Annotated in this window: 9 protein-coding genes; 2 read left to right on the top strand and 7 right to left on the bottom strand. The window is 68.9% G+C overall.

From position 1 onward, the window contains the following. Positions 1 to 11: 11 nt before the first annotated feature. From RJ05_RS25610 to RJ05_RS25600, 3 genes are read right to left on the bottom strand one after another with little or no spacing between them, the layout of a single operon-like run. Positions 12 to 1,676, bottom strand: coding sequence for a fatty acyl-AMP ligase (locus RJ05_RS25610; protein ID WP_036541661.1), 1,665 nt, complete (start codon positions 1,674 to 1,676; stop codon positions 12 to 14). Then, complete coding sequence (locus RJ05_RS29560; RefSeq protein ID WP_051016907.1) at positions 1,673 to 7,090, bottom strand: type I polyketide synthase; 5,418 nt, start codon at positions 7,088 to 7,090, stop codon at positions 1,673 to 1,675. Before RJ05_RS29560 ends, RJ05_RS25610 begins: the two co-directional genes overlap by 4 nt. Then, positions 7,087 to 7,347: an acyl carrier protein gene (locus tag RJ05_RS25600; protein ID WP_036541656.1), complete on the bottom strand. Its 261-nt coding sequence runs from the start codon at positions 7,345 to 7,347 to the stop codon at positions 7,087 to 7,089. The genes RJ05_RS29560 and RJ05_RS25600 overlap by 4 nt, the downstream gene beginning before the upstream one ends. Before the next feature lie 147 nt (positions 7,348 to 7,494). On the opposite strand from RJ05_RS25600, the gene RJ05_RS25595 reads away from it, so the two are divergent. Continuing rightward, a complete protein-coding gene (locus RJ05_RS25595) occupies positions 7,495 to 8,454 on the top strand; it encodes an MBL fold metallo-hydrolase (RefSeq protein WP_232052275.1) in 960 nt (319 codons plus the stop codon). A 25-nt stretch (positions 8,455 to 8,479) separates the two neighbouring features. Here the strand turns inward: RJ05_RS25595 and RJ05_RS25590 are convergent, their stop codons facing one another. Then, positions 8,480 to 9,457, bottom strand: coding sequence for an NAD(P)H-dependent flavin oxidoreductase (locus RJ05_RS25590; RefSeq protein WP_081597535.1), 978 nt, complete (start codon positions 9,455 to 9,457; stop codon positions 8,480 to 8,482). A gap of 330 nt (positions 9,458 to 9,787) precedes the next feature. Between RJ05_RS25590 and fadD5 the strand changes: the two genes are divergently transcribed. Beyond that, entirely contained in the window at positions 9,788 to 11,356 is a 1,569-nt protein-coding gene (fadD5, locus tag RJ05_RS25585; protein ID WP_036541654.1) for a fatty-acid--CoA ligase FadD5, read from the top strand. A gap of 154 nt (positions 11,357 to 11,510) precedes the next feature. On the opposite strand, the gene RJ05_RS25580 is transcribed toward fadD5, so the two are convergent. The 3 genes from RJ05_RS25580 to RJ05_RS25570 form a co-directional block, all read right to left on the bottom strand. After that, a complete protein-coding gene (locus RJ05_RS25580; RefSeq protein WP_036541652.1) occupies positions 11,511 to 13,886 on the bottom strand; it encodes a lysylphosphatidylglycerol synthase transmembrane domain-containing protein in 2,376 nt (791 codons plus the stop codon). Positions 13,887 to 14,049: 163 nt separating this feature from the next. Then, positions 14,050 to 14,814: an SDR family NAD(P)-dependent oxidoreductase gene (locus tag RJ05_RS25575; RefSeq protein ID WP_036541650.1), complete on the bottom strand. Its 765-nt coding sequence runs from the start codon at positions 14,812 to 14,814 to the stop codon at positions 14,050 to 14,052. Continuing rightward, the coding region (locus RJ05_RS25570) for a 2OG-Fe(II) oxygenase (protein WP_036541648.1) at positions 14,801 to 15,203 on the bottom strand (403 nt) is incomplete at its 5' end. The genes RJ05_RS25575 and RJ05_RS25570, both read right to left, overlap by 14 nt.

Raw genomic sequence — 15,203 nt, 5'->3', positions numbered from 1 at the left:
AGTCCCTGACCTCAGAGTGTGCCCGCCGCGTACCGGTCCCGGCAGGCCGAGCGGCGGATCTTTCCGCTGCTGGTGAGTGGTAGCCGGCCGCACGCGGTCAGCACGATCTCGCGCGGGACGATGCCGTGCACCGCCGCGACGGCGGCGCGGATCCGGTGGTGGATCTGTGTGTCGCGTACGCCGGTGGTTCTGGTTTCGGCGACCAGCACCAGCTGTTCGCTGCTGCCGTCATCGTGACCGAACGCCGCGATCCGTCCCGGCCGCAGTTCCGGTGCGCAAGCCGCCGCGGTCGCCTCGATATCGGCGGGGTAGTGGTTGCGGCCGTCCACCACGATGACGTCCTTGCGTCGTCCGGCGATATACAGCTGGCCTTCGTGGCGGAAACCGAGATCGCCGGTGCGCAGCCAACCGCCGGTTGTCGAGGACAGGGGTTGATCGAAGGTCGCGGCCGACACCGCGGGATTGTCGAAATAGCCCGCGCCGACGTTCGGGCCCGCCACCCAGATCTCACCGACTCGGCCGGGCTCGACCTCGGTGCCGTGGTCCGGGTCGACAATGGCGACCCGCTGCCCCACCGGCACACCGCAGCCGACCAGCCGGGTACCGGCCCGATCGTCGCCCGTGACGACGACCCGTCCCGCTCCGAGCGCCCGGCGATCGAACACCTGGGACGTCGGCTCGGCGTCCTGATCGGCGATGGTGACCGGAAGGGTGGCCTCGGCGAGCCCGTAGCCCGGCGTGTGGGCCCGATGCCGGAAACCGTGTGCAGCGTAGGTGTCGGTGAATGCGGTGAGGGTTGGCGCGCGGATGGGTTCGGCGCCGTTGAGAACGACGCGAAGGGCGGACAGGTCCAAGCCCTCCCGTTCCTGAGCCGAGGTGTGTGAAACCGCGAGGGACAGACCGAAATTCGGCGTCGCGGTGGCTCCGGCACGGTAATCGGAGCAGGCGCGCAGCCAGCGTGCCGGGCGTTTGGCGAATTCCTCCGGAGCCATCGTCACGGCGGGCATCCCCGAATACAGCGGCAGCGACAGGCCGAATATCAGACCCATATCGTGAAAGAACGGCAGCCAGGAAACAATGGGCGCAACAGTCGTTGCGGGAAGAGCGGATCGCAATTGTCGTAGTGCCGCCGTGAGATTCGCATGGGTGACGTCGACGCCTGCGGGTGTCCGCGTCGAGCCGGAGGTGTATTGAAGGTACGCCGTACTCGCAGGATCGATATGCGGTGGCCGCGCACCGGCCGGCGGGTCGGCCAAAGGATCGATGGCGACGGCGCGTATGTCCCCGATCGTCGCCGCTGTTCGCGAGTCACCCGGTGCGGTGAGCGCAACCGTCGGCCGGGCGTGCGCGATGATCGCGGCCGCGCGCACGGTATCGACAGGCCGGGCCACCGGAAACAACGGCACCGCAATGCGTCCGGAGTTCAGGCACGCCAGGAACGCCACCGCGTAGGCAGGCCCGTGTGGGCACATGATGACCACCCGGTCCCCCGGTGCACTCATTCCGAGCAATAGCCTCGCGTATGCGAGGGCGGCCCGATGAAGCGCCGAATAGCTCAGTGCGGTGGCACTGCGTTCGGTTCCCCGATAGGTCAATACGATGAAAGCGTCCGCATTCGGTTGGTCGCGGGCGTGCGAACCCACGCGCTCGTGCAGCAGGTCGTACAGCGCCGTCATGAGAGATGATCGGCAGCCGGGGGTCCGAGGCGTTCGGCGAGAGCGGCGGTCAGCGATTCGACAGTGGGGTGTCGGAACAGTTCAGCGGTCGCGATGCGGATATCGAGTTCGTGCTCGAGTGCGCGCCGCATCTCGACGGCGAGCAATGACGTCAATCCGAGATCGTTGAAATCGGCGGAGGTATCGACGGCGTCGGTGGTTACTCGCAAGGTGCTCGCGAGAATTCGGTGGATCAGTGCGGTCAGGTCGGCGGGCCGAGTGTGGCCGGATCCGGCGGCAGCGAAACGCGCTGTCGGAGCGGTGGAAACAATGTGCGCTGGAAATGGCCCCGTTCCTTCAGGGCCGCCCGGCCGCGGCTCCCCCAACAGCTCGGCCAACCGCTGCGCCACCGGTGACGTATCCGCGGTCGCCCGATAGTCCAACGCGACCACCTGAGCCGCCTGATGGCCGATGGCCTGCCGCAACAACTCGGCGCCGTGCTCGGCATCGAAGGGCACGATGCCCGCTTGCCGCAAATGCTGTGCCCCACTAGCGGATTCGGCCAGCCCGGTATCCCACAATCCCCATCCGACACTGATGACACGCCGTCGCGGATAACGGTGCACGAGGGCATCCATCGCGGCATTCGCGCAGGCATACGCCGACTGCCCGGGGGCACCGAAGGCAGCGGCCGCGGAGGAGAACAGCAGTACGAAATCGGTGGGGTCGGCGGCGGTGAGCTCGATGAGGTTGGTGGCGGCGGCCAGTTTGGGCGCGAACATCCGGTCCAGCTGCGCGGGGGTGACGTTCTCGATCAGCGCGTCCTCCAGTGCCCCGGCGGCATGCACCACTCCACGGATGGTGGAGCCACATTCGCGGATATCGCGCAGCGCGTGGTCGAGTTCGGTGCGGTCGGCGGTGTCGCAGCGCACCACCACGATGCGATCCTCGCGACCGTCCAGCAGCGGTGGCACCGGCCGTGGTGCGCGCGTCGGCACCACCACGTCGCGGGCTCCGCTGTCCAGCAGCCACCGCACCGCGATCGAACCCAGTGCGCCGAGTCCGCCGCAGACCACATACGTCCCGTGCGGGTCGATGGTGACGGGCGCCGCCTCCGGTTCGACTCGGACGAACCGGCGGATGGCCGGCCCGCCGCCGGTGAGCCGCAGCTCCGCCGGAAGTTCCGGTGACATGTCCGTGAGCAAACCGGCCAGCATCTCCGGGTCGGCGCGATCATCGGCCCACACCAGCCGCACCATCGGCCCGGACTCCAGCTGCACCGAGCGCAGCAGCCCGGCGACCCCGCCGATCACGGTCGGCTCGGCGACGCTGTGCACGTCGGGCAGCACCATGGTGAACGAAGCCGCCGCGGGGCTGCGCATGACCCGCTGTACCAGGTCGAGCACCCGCCCGATCCGATCGACGACTGCCCCGTACCCCGCTCCGACCATGTCATCGTCGTCGGCCGGCCAGACCAGGACCACCGCCGTCCGCGCCGCCGCGGTCCTGCCCGCGAGCACCGCGTCCACGACCGGACCCGCCGCATCCACCTCCCGCGCCACCCGTTCACTGGGCAGACGCCGATCCAGCATTCGCGTCAACCGGACAGCAGCCTCCGATTCGCCGATCACCAGCATCCGCCGCACCTTCGGCCCGACCGATCCGGTGACCGAATTCGACGGTGGTGTATCGATGGCGAACGGCTCCCAGACCTCGCGCCACCACACATTCGGCGTGCCGGGGGCGCGGGTGATGGACGGCGTCGTCCCGCGATAGGACTCGCTGTCTCGGAGATCGCGGACCCAGGGTGGCCGGGCGGCATAACCGGGGGGCACGAACGCGGCCGGCGGTTCGCCCGGTGGCTCGGGGCCGTTGTCGTCGGGCGACGCCGCCTGCCACGGATCGACCCGGAAGTCATCGGCGTGCCAGGTGCTTCCGGAATCGACGATGTCCGTGCGCACCGCCCTGCCCTGGTCTTTCGGTATGCGTTCGCCGCGGCTGCTCTCCAGCGTCCGTCCTGACGCCCCGGCCGGGTTCACCGGCCTGTCTCCCGGACGGGTGAAGCGGATCTGGACGCCGGTGAGGGCGAGGGCAGGAGCGCCGTGCTGGTCGGTGGCGATGACGTCGCCGATGAGTCCGGTGGCGGTGCGGGTGCGCAGCAGGGCGTGGACTTCGCACAGGCGGCGGTCCCGTTCGGCGGACAGCCAGGCCGCGGCGACGGCGATCGGAAGCGGGACGGTGTCGGCGGGGAGAGCGGTGTGGTCGAGGGCGGCCAGCAGATGCAGGCAGCCGTCGATGGTCGCCGTGGCGTCGGCGTCGGCGGCCGCGAAGGTGCCGATCGCACGGTCCGGGCCACCGGCGATGGTACGCAGTGGGCGAAACTCCGGGCCGTAGTCGAGTCCGCGCTCCCGTAGCGCCGCATAGAAGGCGGTGGGCGCGATGACACGCAGGCCACTGCGGCAAGCCCGATTGGCGTCGACCACCCGCATCCATGCGATGATGTCACCGGGTGTGGGGCCATCGGTGAGCCGTGCTTTAGCCAGCGTTCCGGCACCCGGGGCCTCCGCCCGCACACTTTCCGATTCCCGCCGCAACACCACCTCGGCCGTGGCCTCGGCCGCCAGGGATTCGTGCACCACGACCTCCGCGAGCGCCGCCCGCCCGCACTCGGTGGCCAACCGTGTGAAGCGCCGCAACCAATACGCAGCAGGCACCAGAGCCACGCCGTCGACGACGTGGTCGGCGAAATCCTCGACCCCGACCGGTGCGGCACCGACGAGCAGCGGAAACCGGCGCCGCCGCCATCGCCTGGGCGGCGCGCCCGAGAAACCGCCGAGCGCCGACCAATCCAGCGTCCGGCCTTCGACATACAGCTGAGCGAGGCATGCCAGCAGCCCTGCCGTCTCGTCATCGCGGTCGGTGGCCGCATACGCGGCCATGCCGAGATCGTCGTGATCGCGGACCGCCGGTATCAGCTGCGGATGCGGACCGAGCTCGAGCACGGTCGAGATCCCCGAATCGGCGGCACCGCGCAGCGCGCGGGCGAGTTCGACTGTGCCACGGGCATTATCGAGCCAGTACTCGACATCGGTGGCGTCGGAAGTGATCGTGCGGCCGGCACGGGTGGTGGAGTACAACGGCGTCTGTGGAACGCGAGCGATGATGTCCTTGATGGCCGCGCCGAACTCCGGCAGCACCGCCTCCACCTGCGGGCTGTGCGCCGCGAAGTCCACTGCCACCCGGCGGGCGAGAAGGCCCCGCCGCTTCGCCCGCCGCACCACCGCCTCCACCGATCGCTTCGACCCGGACACCACCACCGACCGCGGCCCGTTGACCGCCGCGATCCCCGCCGAGTCGCGCAGCGGCTCCACCATCAGCGCCACCTGGTCCGGTTCGGCCTCCAGCACGGCCATCGCGCCGTGACCATCCAGTCGCGCCAGCGCCCGGCTGCGCGCGACGACCACGCGCGCGGCGTCCGCCAGCGTCAATGCTCCGCTCGCGGCGGCCGCCGCGACTTCACCGAGGCTGTGCCCGGCCACGCCGTCGGGGCGTACACCGAACGAGGCCAGCAGTTCCGACAGCGCGATCTGATAGACGAACAAGGCCGGCTGTACGAAATCGGTGGCATCGCGCCCGCTCTCGTTGCCGCCGAAGCCGCGTCGCGGCGTCCACACCCGCGGTCCGCCCGCCTCGGAGACAGCGTCGGCCGCAGCGGTGAGCGCGCGGGCGAATACCGGATAGCGCGCCGCGAGCACCCGCCCCATCCGCGCGTGCTGTCCGCCCTGACCGGAGAACAGGAACAGCAGACCGCCGGGTCGGCGTTGCGCTACCGGGCCGATCACGTGGGGATCCGTCGCGCCCGCGGCGACTGCGCGCAGCCCGGCGACGGCGGCCGCACTGTCCTGCCCGATCACCGCGGCCCGCACCGATGCGCTGATGAGCCGAGCGGAGCCGGCAGCGAGAACAGGTAGGGCAGTGGCGATCCGGCGGTCACCGCCGGATGGCGCGGCGTCGTTCGTCGGCCCACCCACCAGACCCGAGCCGCGCCGTGCGTTGTCACCTGCACCGGCGCCGTGTGCGAAAGCTTCCGGCTCCAGCATCCGCGCCATGCGCAGGGCCGTTTCGCGCAGCTCGCTCGAATCGCGACCGCTCAGCGGCAACAGCGACGGTGGCTGATGCTCGCGTCCCTGCGTCGGCGGGGGCCCGTGTAGTGCGACGTGCGCATTGGTCCCGCCGAACCCGAACGAACTGACCCCGGCGTACCGCTCGACCGCGGGTACGCTGTTCCAGTCGATCGGTACATCCGGCACGCGCAGTCCGCGCTCGTCCAGCCGCAGCAACGGATTGGGCGAAGTGAAATTGGCGGTAGGCGGGATGGTCCCGTGGTGCACGGCCAACGCGGTCTTGATCAACCCGGCCACTCCGGCCGCGGCTTCCAGATGGCCGACAGTGGATTTTAGCGACCCGATCCAGACGGCGCGGTCGGCATCCGCACGCACCTCGGCCAGGGCGCCGACCTCCACCGCGTCGCCCAAAGCCGTTCCGGTACCATGGCATTCGAGATAGCTGAGCACGCTCGGTGTGAGTCCTGCGCGCTCCCACGCGGCCCGGATGATCTCGCGTTGTGCCCGCCCGTTCGGCGCGTACATCCCGTTGGACCGCCCGTCCGAGCCGACCGCCGAGCCGACGATCTCCGCATAGGCACGATTGCCCTCGCGCCGGGCGTCGACGCTGCGTTGCAGCACGACGACGGCACATCCCTCGCCGCGCACGTAGCCGTCGGCGGCGGCATCGAACGGTGTACACCGGCCGGTGGGAGACAAGAACCCGGCCTCGGCCAGATAGTCGCCGGTGTGCGGCAGCAGGGTCAGATTGACCCCGCCGACCAGCGCGAACGGCACGGTGCCGTCGGCCAGCATTCGCACCGCCAAGTCCACCGCGACCAGTGACGACGAGCAGGCGGTGTCGATCACCAGGCTCGGTCCGCGCAGATCGAGGGCATAGGACAGCCGGTTGGCGATGATGCTCGAGGCCGAGCCGGTCACCGCGTAGGGCGGGTCGTAGCCGCCGCGCCCGAGTACCGCGGCTCCGTGCTCGAACCCGCAGGCGCCGAAGATCACCGCGCCTGCCGAACCGCCTGCGCGGTAACCGATTCCGGCATCGTCGAGCGCTTCGACCGCTACTTCCAACGCGATCCGCTGCTGTGGATCCATCACCGCCGCCTCGCGGCCGGAGATGCCGAAGAACTCGTTGTCGAAGTGGTCGATCTGCGCCAGATAACCGCCGCGGCGGTGACCGGCCCGGCCCTGCGGCGGCATGCCGGTCGCGTCCGCGCCGTCGAGTAGCAGCCGCCAGAACTGTCGCGGCTCGTCGGCTCCGGGCAGGCGACAGCCGATGCCGATGATCGAGACCGGCGTCGATACGGGTGGGCTCATCGCATGAGGGAGTCGACCAGTTGTTCGATATCGGGGTGGTCGTACAGGGCGGTGATCGGCACCTCGACGCCGAATGCGTCCTCCAGATGCGCGGTCAACCGGGCCAGTTGCGCCGAGGCCAGACCGAGGTCGGCGAAGCAGGCGCTGGTGCTGATCGTGGACGCGTCGACGGCGAGTATCGCGGCAACCGCCGCGACCGCGGCATCGGTGCGCGCGCGGCGGGTAAGTGCTTGGCCGCCAAGCTGGTTCGCCCCCATCCGACCCCTCTTTCCGATCACGTATCGGCAGCCGCGCACCCCGGCTGGTACCCACGCGATTATGCCGGAGAATTCGATGTCGGCAAGGTTCGATTGCGCTGCCTGCGTGCCCTTTCGCCGACACGCCGGATCGCCTACCGTGGCAGCGTGGCCGATATCCGCGAGGGGCGTATTCCGACCGTGCCGACCGTGCTGCGCTGCTGTGCGGCGTTGGTGGCGACGCCGCCGAAACTGCTGCGTCCACGCCGTCCCGATACCGGGTTACTGGCGAGCATCGAGCCGGCGCCGCTACCGCCGGTCAGGGCGACCGTCCGGCTGCGGGTGATTCCGCAGGCGACGATGTCGGCGCCGGCCGCCATCGTCGCCGAAGGCGTGCGCAGTCTGCGCGAGCTGCCGATGGCGATGGGCTCGTATCTGGTCGAACATCCCAGCGCCCGGTTCCTGGTCGACCCGGCGTTGTGCGCCGACCCGCACAGCCGTGTGCTGCCGGGGCTGCCGTTCCCGATTCCGCTGCTGGTCGCCCCGGACAAGCCGGTGCTCGGTCTGTCCGACGCCCTGGCCGCCCGTGATATCGCGGTCTCCGATATCGATTTCGTGCTGCCGACCCACCTGCACTGGGATCATGTCTCCGGCCTGCTAGAGCTGCCGTCGTCGATCGAGATCAAGCTGCCCGCAATGGAATTGGATTGGGCGACTACCGGCCCGCACGCTCCCATGTCGGTGGTGCGGGCGACGCTGGAGGGCCGGGCCTGCGCGCCGTTCGAACTCGACGGCCCACCGGTGCTCACCTTCCATCGCAGCAGGGACCTCTTCGGCGACGGTTCGGTCGTCCTGGTGGATCTGGCCGGCCACACTCCCGGCAGCATCGGCGTTCTGCTGGCCGCCGACGACGGCTCACGCGTCCTGCTCGCCGGCGACGCCGTCTGGAACAAACTCCAGATCGAGCTGATCCGCGAGAAGGCCCCCATGCCCGGCCTGCTCTTCGACGCCGACCGCGACGCCACCTTCGCCACCATCCACCGCCTGCACGCCCTCCCCGATGGCATCGAAGTCGTCGCCGCCCACGACCACGACGCCGTCACCGCGCTGGCCGCGCGCCACCACTGAGCCGGGCAGCGACGCCCACGAAAGCTCAGCCCACGACCACGGTTTCCGCCAGACGGGCGGTGATCAGCTGCTCGGCCTCGCTCACCATGCGCTCGATGAGTTCGGCGCAGGTGGGGATGTCGTGGATCAGGCCCTGGCACAGGCCGACCGACCAGATGCCGGCGTCCAGATCGCCCTCGTCGAAGACGCGGCGTCCGCGTGCTCCGGCGACCAGGTCGCGGACGTCGTCGAAGGTGCCACCGGCCTTCTCGATCTCGACGACCTTGCGGCTGACCTCGTTGTCGGCGACACGGGCGGTATTGCGCATGGTGCGGAAGATGAGCTGGGTGTCGCGTTCGGTGCCCGCGACGATCCGCTCCTTGACCTTGTGGTCGATGCACGATTCCTGGGTGCACAGGAAGCGGGTGCCCATATTGACGCCGTCCGCGCCGAGCGCCAGCGCGGCGACCAGCCCGCGCGCGTCGGCAATACCGCCGGAGGCGATCATCGGGATGCTCAGTTCCCGTGCGGCGGCGGGGATCAGCACCAAACCGGGGACGTCGTCTTCGCCCGGATGGCCCGCGCATTCGAAGCCGTCGATGCTCACGCCGTCGACGCCGATCCGCTCGGCCTTGAGCGCGTGCCGGACGCTGGTGCACTTGTGCAGCACCTTGATGCCTGCGTCGCGGTAGTAGGGCAGGAACGGTTCCGGGTTGCTCCCGGCGGTCTCGACGATCTTGATGTCGCTGTCGATGATGGCCTGCACGTATTCGGCGTACGGGGGTGGGTTGATCGAGGGCAGGATGGTGAGGTTGACGCCGAAGGGCTTGTCGGTGAGTTCCCGGGTGCGCGCGATCTCGCGGCGCAGGTCGTCGGGGGTCGGCTGGGTCAGGGCGGTGAGGAAACCGAGCCCGCCCGCGTTGGCGACGGCCGCGACCAGTTCGGCGCGGCCGACCCACATCATGCCGCCCTGCACGATCGGATGTTCCACACCGAAGGTCTCGGTGAACCTGGTCCGCAGCATTGCTTCTCCTCTGCTCGTCGCGGGCATGCCCGCTCTCGGGGAGATCGTGACACGCGAATCAGCCTCTCGACAAGCTGTAAGTGAGTGGGGATTCGCATACGTCTGCGCTCTCGCTGCCCGCGATGTCCTTCTTGTCGAGCGGGCTAAACTGCCGATAGCCTGCGGATATGTCCGCAAGCGTGATTACGGCGGTGACGGCGAAAGATTAACGCCGAATCAGGCACGCGAATCCTTGTTGCCAAGTAAGTTACTTGTTATTCTTCGCACAGGTTGAGCCCGTCACCACCGCCGGACGCTCCGGCGGCCACCGTGCGGGAGAGGAGTGCCTGGATGACCACCGGTGTGCAAGCGTTGGACGAGCCGATCAGATCGCGGCGCAATCATTGGAACAACCAGCTCGCGACCCATGCGGCCATGCGGCCGAACGAGGTCGCGGTGCGGTTCCGTGGCGCCGACACCACCTGGCGGCAGCTGCACGAACGCTCGCTGAAGTTCGCCGACGCGCTGGCTCGCCGCGGCGTCGGCTTCGGCGACCGGGTGCTCATCCTCGCGCTGAATTACCCCGAATACCTGGAATCGGTCTTCGGCATCAACGCCCTCGGCGCCATCGCGGTCCCGGTGAACTTCCGGCTCACCCCGCCCGAGGTCGCCTACATCGCCGCCGACAGCGGGGCCAAGCTGATCATCACCGATACCGTGCTCCAGCCGCTGGCCGGCGCGGTCCGGGCGCAGGTGGAGTCGCTGGCGAACAGCGTCGTCATCGGCGGGCAGTCCGCTGACGGCGTGCTCGGCTACGACGAGTTGCTCGCCGAGGACGGGCAGCCGCACACTCCGCTCGACATCCCGGAAGACACGCCGAGCCTGATCATGTACACCTCGGGCACCACCGGCAGCCCCAAGGGCGCGATCCTCTCGCACGCCAACATGAATGCCCAGGCACTCACCTGTATCCGGGCGCTGGCCATCGATCAGGAATCCATCGGTTTCTGCACCTCGCCGCTGTTTCACATCGCCGGTCTCGGCAGTCTCGCACCGTATTTCATGCTCGGCGCCAAGACCGTGCTGCATCCGCTCGGCGCCTTCGACGCCACCGAATTCCTCGACGCGATCGAGGCCGAGCAAGCCACCACGGCGTTCTGTGTGCCCGCGCAGTGGCAGCTGATCTGCGCCGAACCGACCGTCAAGGAGCGCAAGCTCGCGTTGAAGGCGCTCAGCTGGGGCGCCGCGCCCGCCTCCGTTACGGTGCTGAAGGCCATGGCCGAGTGCTTCCCGGACGCGTTCAACGTCGCGGTGTTCGGGCAGACCGAGATGTCCCCGATCACCTGTGTGCTCGAGGGCAAGGACGCCATCCGCAAGCTCGGCTCGGTCGGCAAGCCCATCCCGACCATCCAGGCCCGCATCGTGGACGACGAGATGAACGATGTCGCGCCCGGCGAGGTCGGTGAGATCGTCTATCGCGGGCCCACTCTCATGCAGGGCTACTGGAACAAGCCCGAGGCGACCGCCGACGCCTTCGCCGGCGGCTGGTTCCACTCCGGTGACCTGGTCCGCCAGGACGAGGAGGGCTTCATCTATGTGGTGGACCGCAAGAAGGACATGATCATCTCCGGCGGCGAGAACATCTACTGCGCCGAGGTGGAGAACGTGCTCTTCGCCCATCCGCGCATCCGCGAGGCCGCCGTCATCGGGCGTCCGCACGAGAAGTGGGGTGAGGTCCCGGTCGCGGTGGTCGCCCTCGCCGACCCGGACGGCGAGCTGACCCTCGCCGAGCTGGAGCCTTTCCTCAACGAGAACCTGGCCAGGTACAAGCATCCCAAGGAACTCGTGGTGGTCCCGGAGCTGCCGCGCAATGCCAGCGGCAAGGTCGTGAAAGTCGAGCTGCGCAACCAGCATTCGTAGGTTTCACGTGAATCCTTGCCGCCGCCTGGATCTTCGACGGCGGATCCGGGCCGTCACCGATGCCGCCCCGGGGATAGTGCCGCCCACCTCTGGGTGACAGCGAAACTCGTTGTCGCTCAGAGGTGGGCGCAGTCATATGCGCCGGCCGCCAGGCTCAGATCATGTTCTTGTTGGTCATCCAGCGCATGACCTGCCAGCCGCAGAACACCGGCAGCCAGCAGGTGAGCACGCGATACAGCAGCACCGACGGCACCGCGATCGCCGCGGGCAGCCCGAACGCGGCCAGACCACCGATCAGCGCAGCCTCCACCGCGCCGACACCACCGGGAGTCGGCGCCGCGGAGGCGAGGGTGCCACCGATCATGGTGACGATGGTGACGGTGACGAAGGTCGTGCCGCCGCCGAAGGCCTCGACGCTGGCCCACAGCGCCAGCGCCTGTCCCAGGGTCAGGGCCGCGCAGCCGGCGATGATGATGGCGAACCGCTTCGGATCCTTCGCGAGGTCGGCGAGCTCACCGAGCACTTCTTGCAGCTGCGGCCGCACCGAAGTGTTCAGCCAGCGCCGCAGTTTCGGCACGAACATGAACGTGCCGATGATGCCGACGCCGACACCGGCGAGCAGGTACAGGATGGTCTCGTCGGGCACGAAATGCGAGAGGTCCGCCGAGGTTCCCGCCGCGATACTGAAGAACACCAGCAGGCTGATGTGCGTGATCACCTGCACGGCCTGCTGCAATGCCACCGCCGCCGTCGCGCGGACCGCGCCGAGCCCGCCCTTCTGCAAGAAGCGCACACTCAACGCGAGCCCGCCGACCCGCGCGGGCGTGGTGGTCGCGGCGAAGGTATTGGCCACCTGCATGATCACCAGGTTGCGGAAGCTCACCACACCCGACGCGCACGCCCACAGGGCGGCCGCGGTGCCGATATAGGTGAGCGTCGACAAGGCCAGGCCCGCCAGCGCCCACCACCAATTCGCGGTGCGCAGCTGGCTGAAGAAGGTCGGCACCGCGCTGATGAACGGATACGCCACGTAGACCAGGCCGATCAGCAGCACCAGCTGGATGATGCTCTTGCGACTGAACCGGGTGATCTGCTCGGCCTCGATGCGGTCCTGGCCGGTCTGCTTGCGCACCTCGTCGCGGGTGCCCGACATCACCGACTTCCAGTCCGGCACCGATTTGCGGATACCGGACGGCATACCGGATCTGGTCAGCCTGCGCGAGGCGGTGAGCACCGCCTTCTCACCGAGACTGGCGATCGCGGCGCGCACCGCGGCCTCGCGGCCGAAGATCGACGCCGTCGAGACCAGCAGTTGCGCGACGTCGGACTGTATCTGCGCGTCGGAGGCGCCGAGCTCAGCGCCGATGAACCCACCGAAACGGGCGACGCCGTCCTCGACGCGGATCTCATCGGGGCGCAGATCACCGATCGCGATCTGGCGCCGGTGCAGCGAATCCAGCGACTGCCACAGCCCGGGCAGCACCTCCTCGTCGAGTTCGGTCAGCGGCCTACCGCGCGGCACCGTATGCGCGTACAGCATCCACCCGCGATCCAAGGAGGCCACCGCCACCGGCGCGTGCGCCGCCATGCCGAGATCGCCGACCGCGATCGCCATCAGCGCCCGATGCTCGACCGCGCGGTGCATCGAACCGTGTAGCGGTGCGGTCTCGCTGGAACGGAACGTCAGCCACCGCCACAGTTGGCGCAGCGCGCCGTGACTGCGCTGATTCTTGCCGTACAACTCGACGGTGAGCCGACGCTCCGGCCCGGTCACCGCCGCCGACAGCAACAGCGGACCCGGGCCCGAAGGCCGCACCACGGTGAACGCGGTGACGGTGAAGCCGCGCTTGGCCAGCACCCGCACCGCGGCGTCGAGCGGAACCTCGAGCGCCGGCGTGCCGACCACAAGCACGATCACCGCGCCGACCAGCCAGCCCACCGCGAGCCCGAACATCGCCCTGGCCGGCACGACGGTGCTGACCACCAGATGGATCGGCGCGAAGGCCAGCAGCAGAAACCACATCCAGCGCCTGGCCCGGTCCGGCAGCCACGGGCTCGACACCGTCAGCACCGCGGCCAGCATCGCGATCCAGCGCGGATCGTCGAGGAACTGCTGCAAGAAGGTGTTGTCGAGCTTGTCCGGCACCTGCAGGTGCCATTTCGGCGCCGATAGACCCGTGCCGGTGATCGACAGCAGCAGGCCTGCCACCAGGCCCGCCGCCGCGTACCCGGCCAGCAATTTCCACTGTCTGCCGAGCACAAGCTCGATCAGGATGGCGAAGGGCAGGATCAGGATGGCGATGCCGTAGAGCAGGTAGACCAGGTTGGATTGGTCGGGATTGAGGAATCCGACGATATTGGAGACCGAACGTTCCAGCGCGAGCCATTCCGGCCGGGTGATCAGCGAACCCGCGATCACCACCCCGACCCCGATCGCGGCGAGTACGACACGGATGATGTCACTGGTGCGCCGGGTCAACGGCTGCAGCAGGCTGCCCGTGACCGGGATGTCCCGCCCATCGACTCGCATGTCGTATCGGTACTTTCGGATCGAGTTGAAGCTACGCCGGCCACCCTCGCTCACTGCAGGTGAGTATGCAGGAGGCCGAGGCGGACGATACACACCAACACGCCGCACCGATGTCCGGCGATCGGTTGCCCAGACAGACGCGAGGTGGTAACGGCGGTGGCGGCTAGGCCTCTGCCGTGCGAGCGTGCCGGCCGACCGGAGCACCGGTCGGCGGGACCACGCTGAACACCGTGCCCGTCATCTCGCCGCTGTCGAGCTCGACGATGGCGCGCACGACCTGGGAGGTGGGGATGGATCCGGGGAAGGCGTCGGGCGCGATCGCGTTGACCCGCACGCCGAACTCGTCGAACTCGTCGGCCAGATGGCGGGTCAGCTTGTTGAGCGCGGCCTTGGATGTGCCGTACAGCGTCTGGCCACCGAAAACCTCCGGGCCCGACATGCTGGACACATTGACGACATTGCGGTTGTTCGCCCGGTTGCCCGCATCGTCGTGCAGCCAGGATCGTTGTGCCAGCCGCGTCGCCAGCCGCAGCGGAACCTCGACATTGAGGGTGAACACCGGCGCGAACGCGTCGAGCGCGGCGTCACCGTCGACCACACCCAGCGGGTGCAGTGCCATGTTCGCCGCATTGTTCACCAGCAGATCAACCCGCCCGAACTTGGCCAGTGCCAGATCGACGACCCGTTCCGGTTCGCCCGGCTCGGTCAGGTCCGAGCGCACGACGAAGACCCTCGACGCGTTCTGCGGTACCGGACGCTGCGGGTCGAGCGGGTCGACGAACCACTCCTCCTGCGAGGGCGCGGCCGGTACCCGGTTGCGGCAGACCGCGACGATGTCGTAGTGGGTGTAGGTGGCGCGGCAGAACGCGTCACCGAGCCTGCCGCCCGCGCCGGTGATCAGGCAGACGCGGCGTTCACCATTGGACAATGCGGTCTCCTCCCCAGCGCCGCACGACATCGGCCTTGGGCCGGTGCAGCCACATCACCACACAGTTGCGTTCGGCGGTATTGGCACCGGCGAAGGCATGCCACGAGCGCGGTGTGCATTCGAACATCACCAGCGAATTGTTCAGCGGCGGAACCAATTTCACCGGGCGCGCACCGCGCTCGCCCCTGCTGAACAATGCCGTCTCACCGCCGCCGCCCGGCTCCCACGGCTCATTGGCCAGGTAGAACAGCAGCGTGACCGCCCGCACCGTTTCCCTGGCCACGATGTCGGCGCCGCGGGGGCCGGTCTTGGTGTCGACGCTCGGTTCGGGAACGCGCACCTCACCCGGTCCGGGGGCGGTGCCGGCGAACCAGGCGGGCGCGAGATCG

Origin of the sequence: Nocardia cyriacigeorgica NBRC 100375 (assembly GCF_000308555.1) — a bacterium.
Taxonomy (GTDB): Bacteria; Actinomycetota; Actinomycetes; order Mycobacteriales; family Mycobacteriaceae; genus Nocardia; species Nocardia cyriacigeorgica.
This window is presented reverse-complemented; position numbering and strand designations above follow the sequence as displayed.

Coding starts and splice junctions, on each gene's coding strand:
- RJ05_RS25600 (WP_036541656.1), bottom strand. CDS start 7,347: ATGGGGGCGAACCAGCTTGGCGGCCAAGCACTTACCCGCCGCGCGCGC.
- RJ05_RS25580 (WP_036541652.1), bottom strand. CDS start 13,886: ATGCGAGTCGATGGGCGGGACATCCCGGTCACGGGCAGCCTGCTGCAG.
- RJ05_RS25610 (WP_036541661.1), bottom strand. CDS start 1,676: ATGACGGCGCTGTACGACCTGCTGCACGAGCGCGTGGGTTCGCACGCC.
- fadD5 (WP_036541654.1), top strand. CDS start 9,788: ATGACCACCGGTGTGCAAGCGTTGGACGAGCCGATCAGATCGCGGCGC.
- RJ05_RS25590 (WP_081597535.1), bottom strand. CDS start 9,457: ATGCTGCGGACCAGGTTCACCGAGACCTTCGGTGTGGAACATCCGATC.
- RJ05_RS29560 (WP_051016907.1), bottom strand. CDS start 7,090: ATGAGCCCACCCGTATCGACGCCGGTCTCGATCATCGGCATCGGCTGT.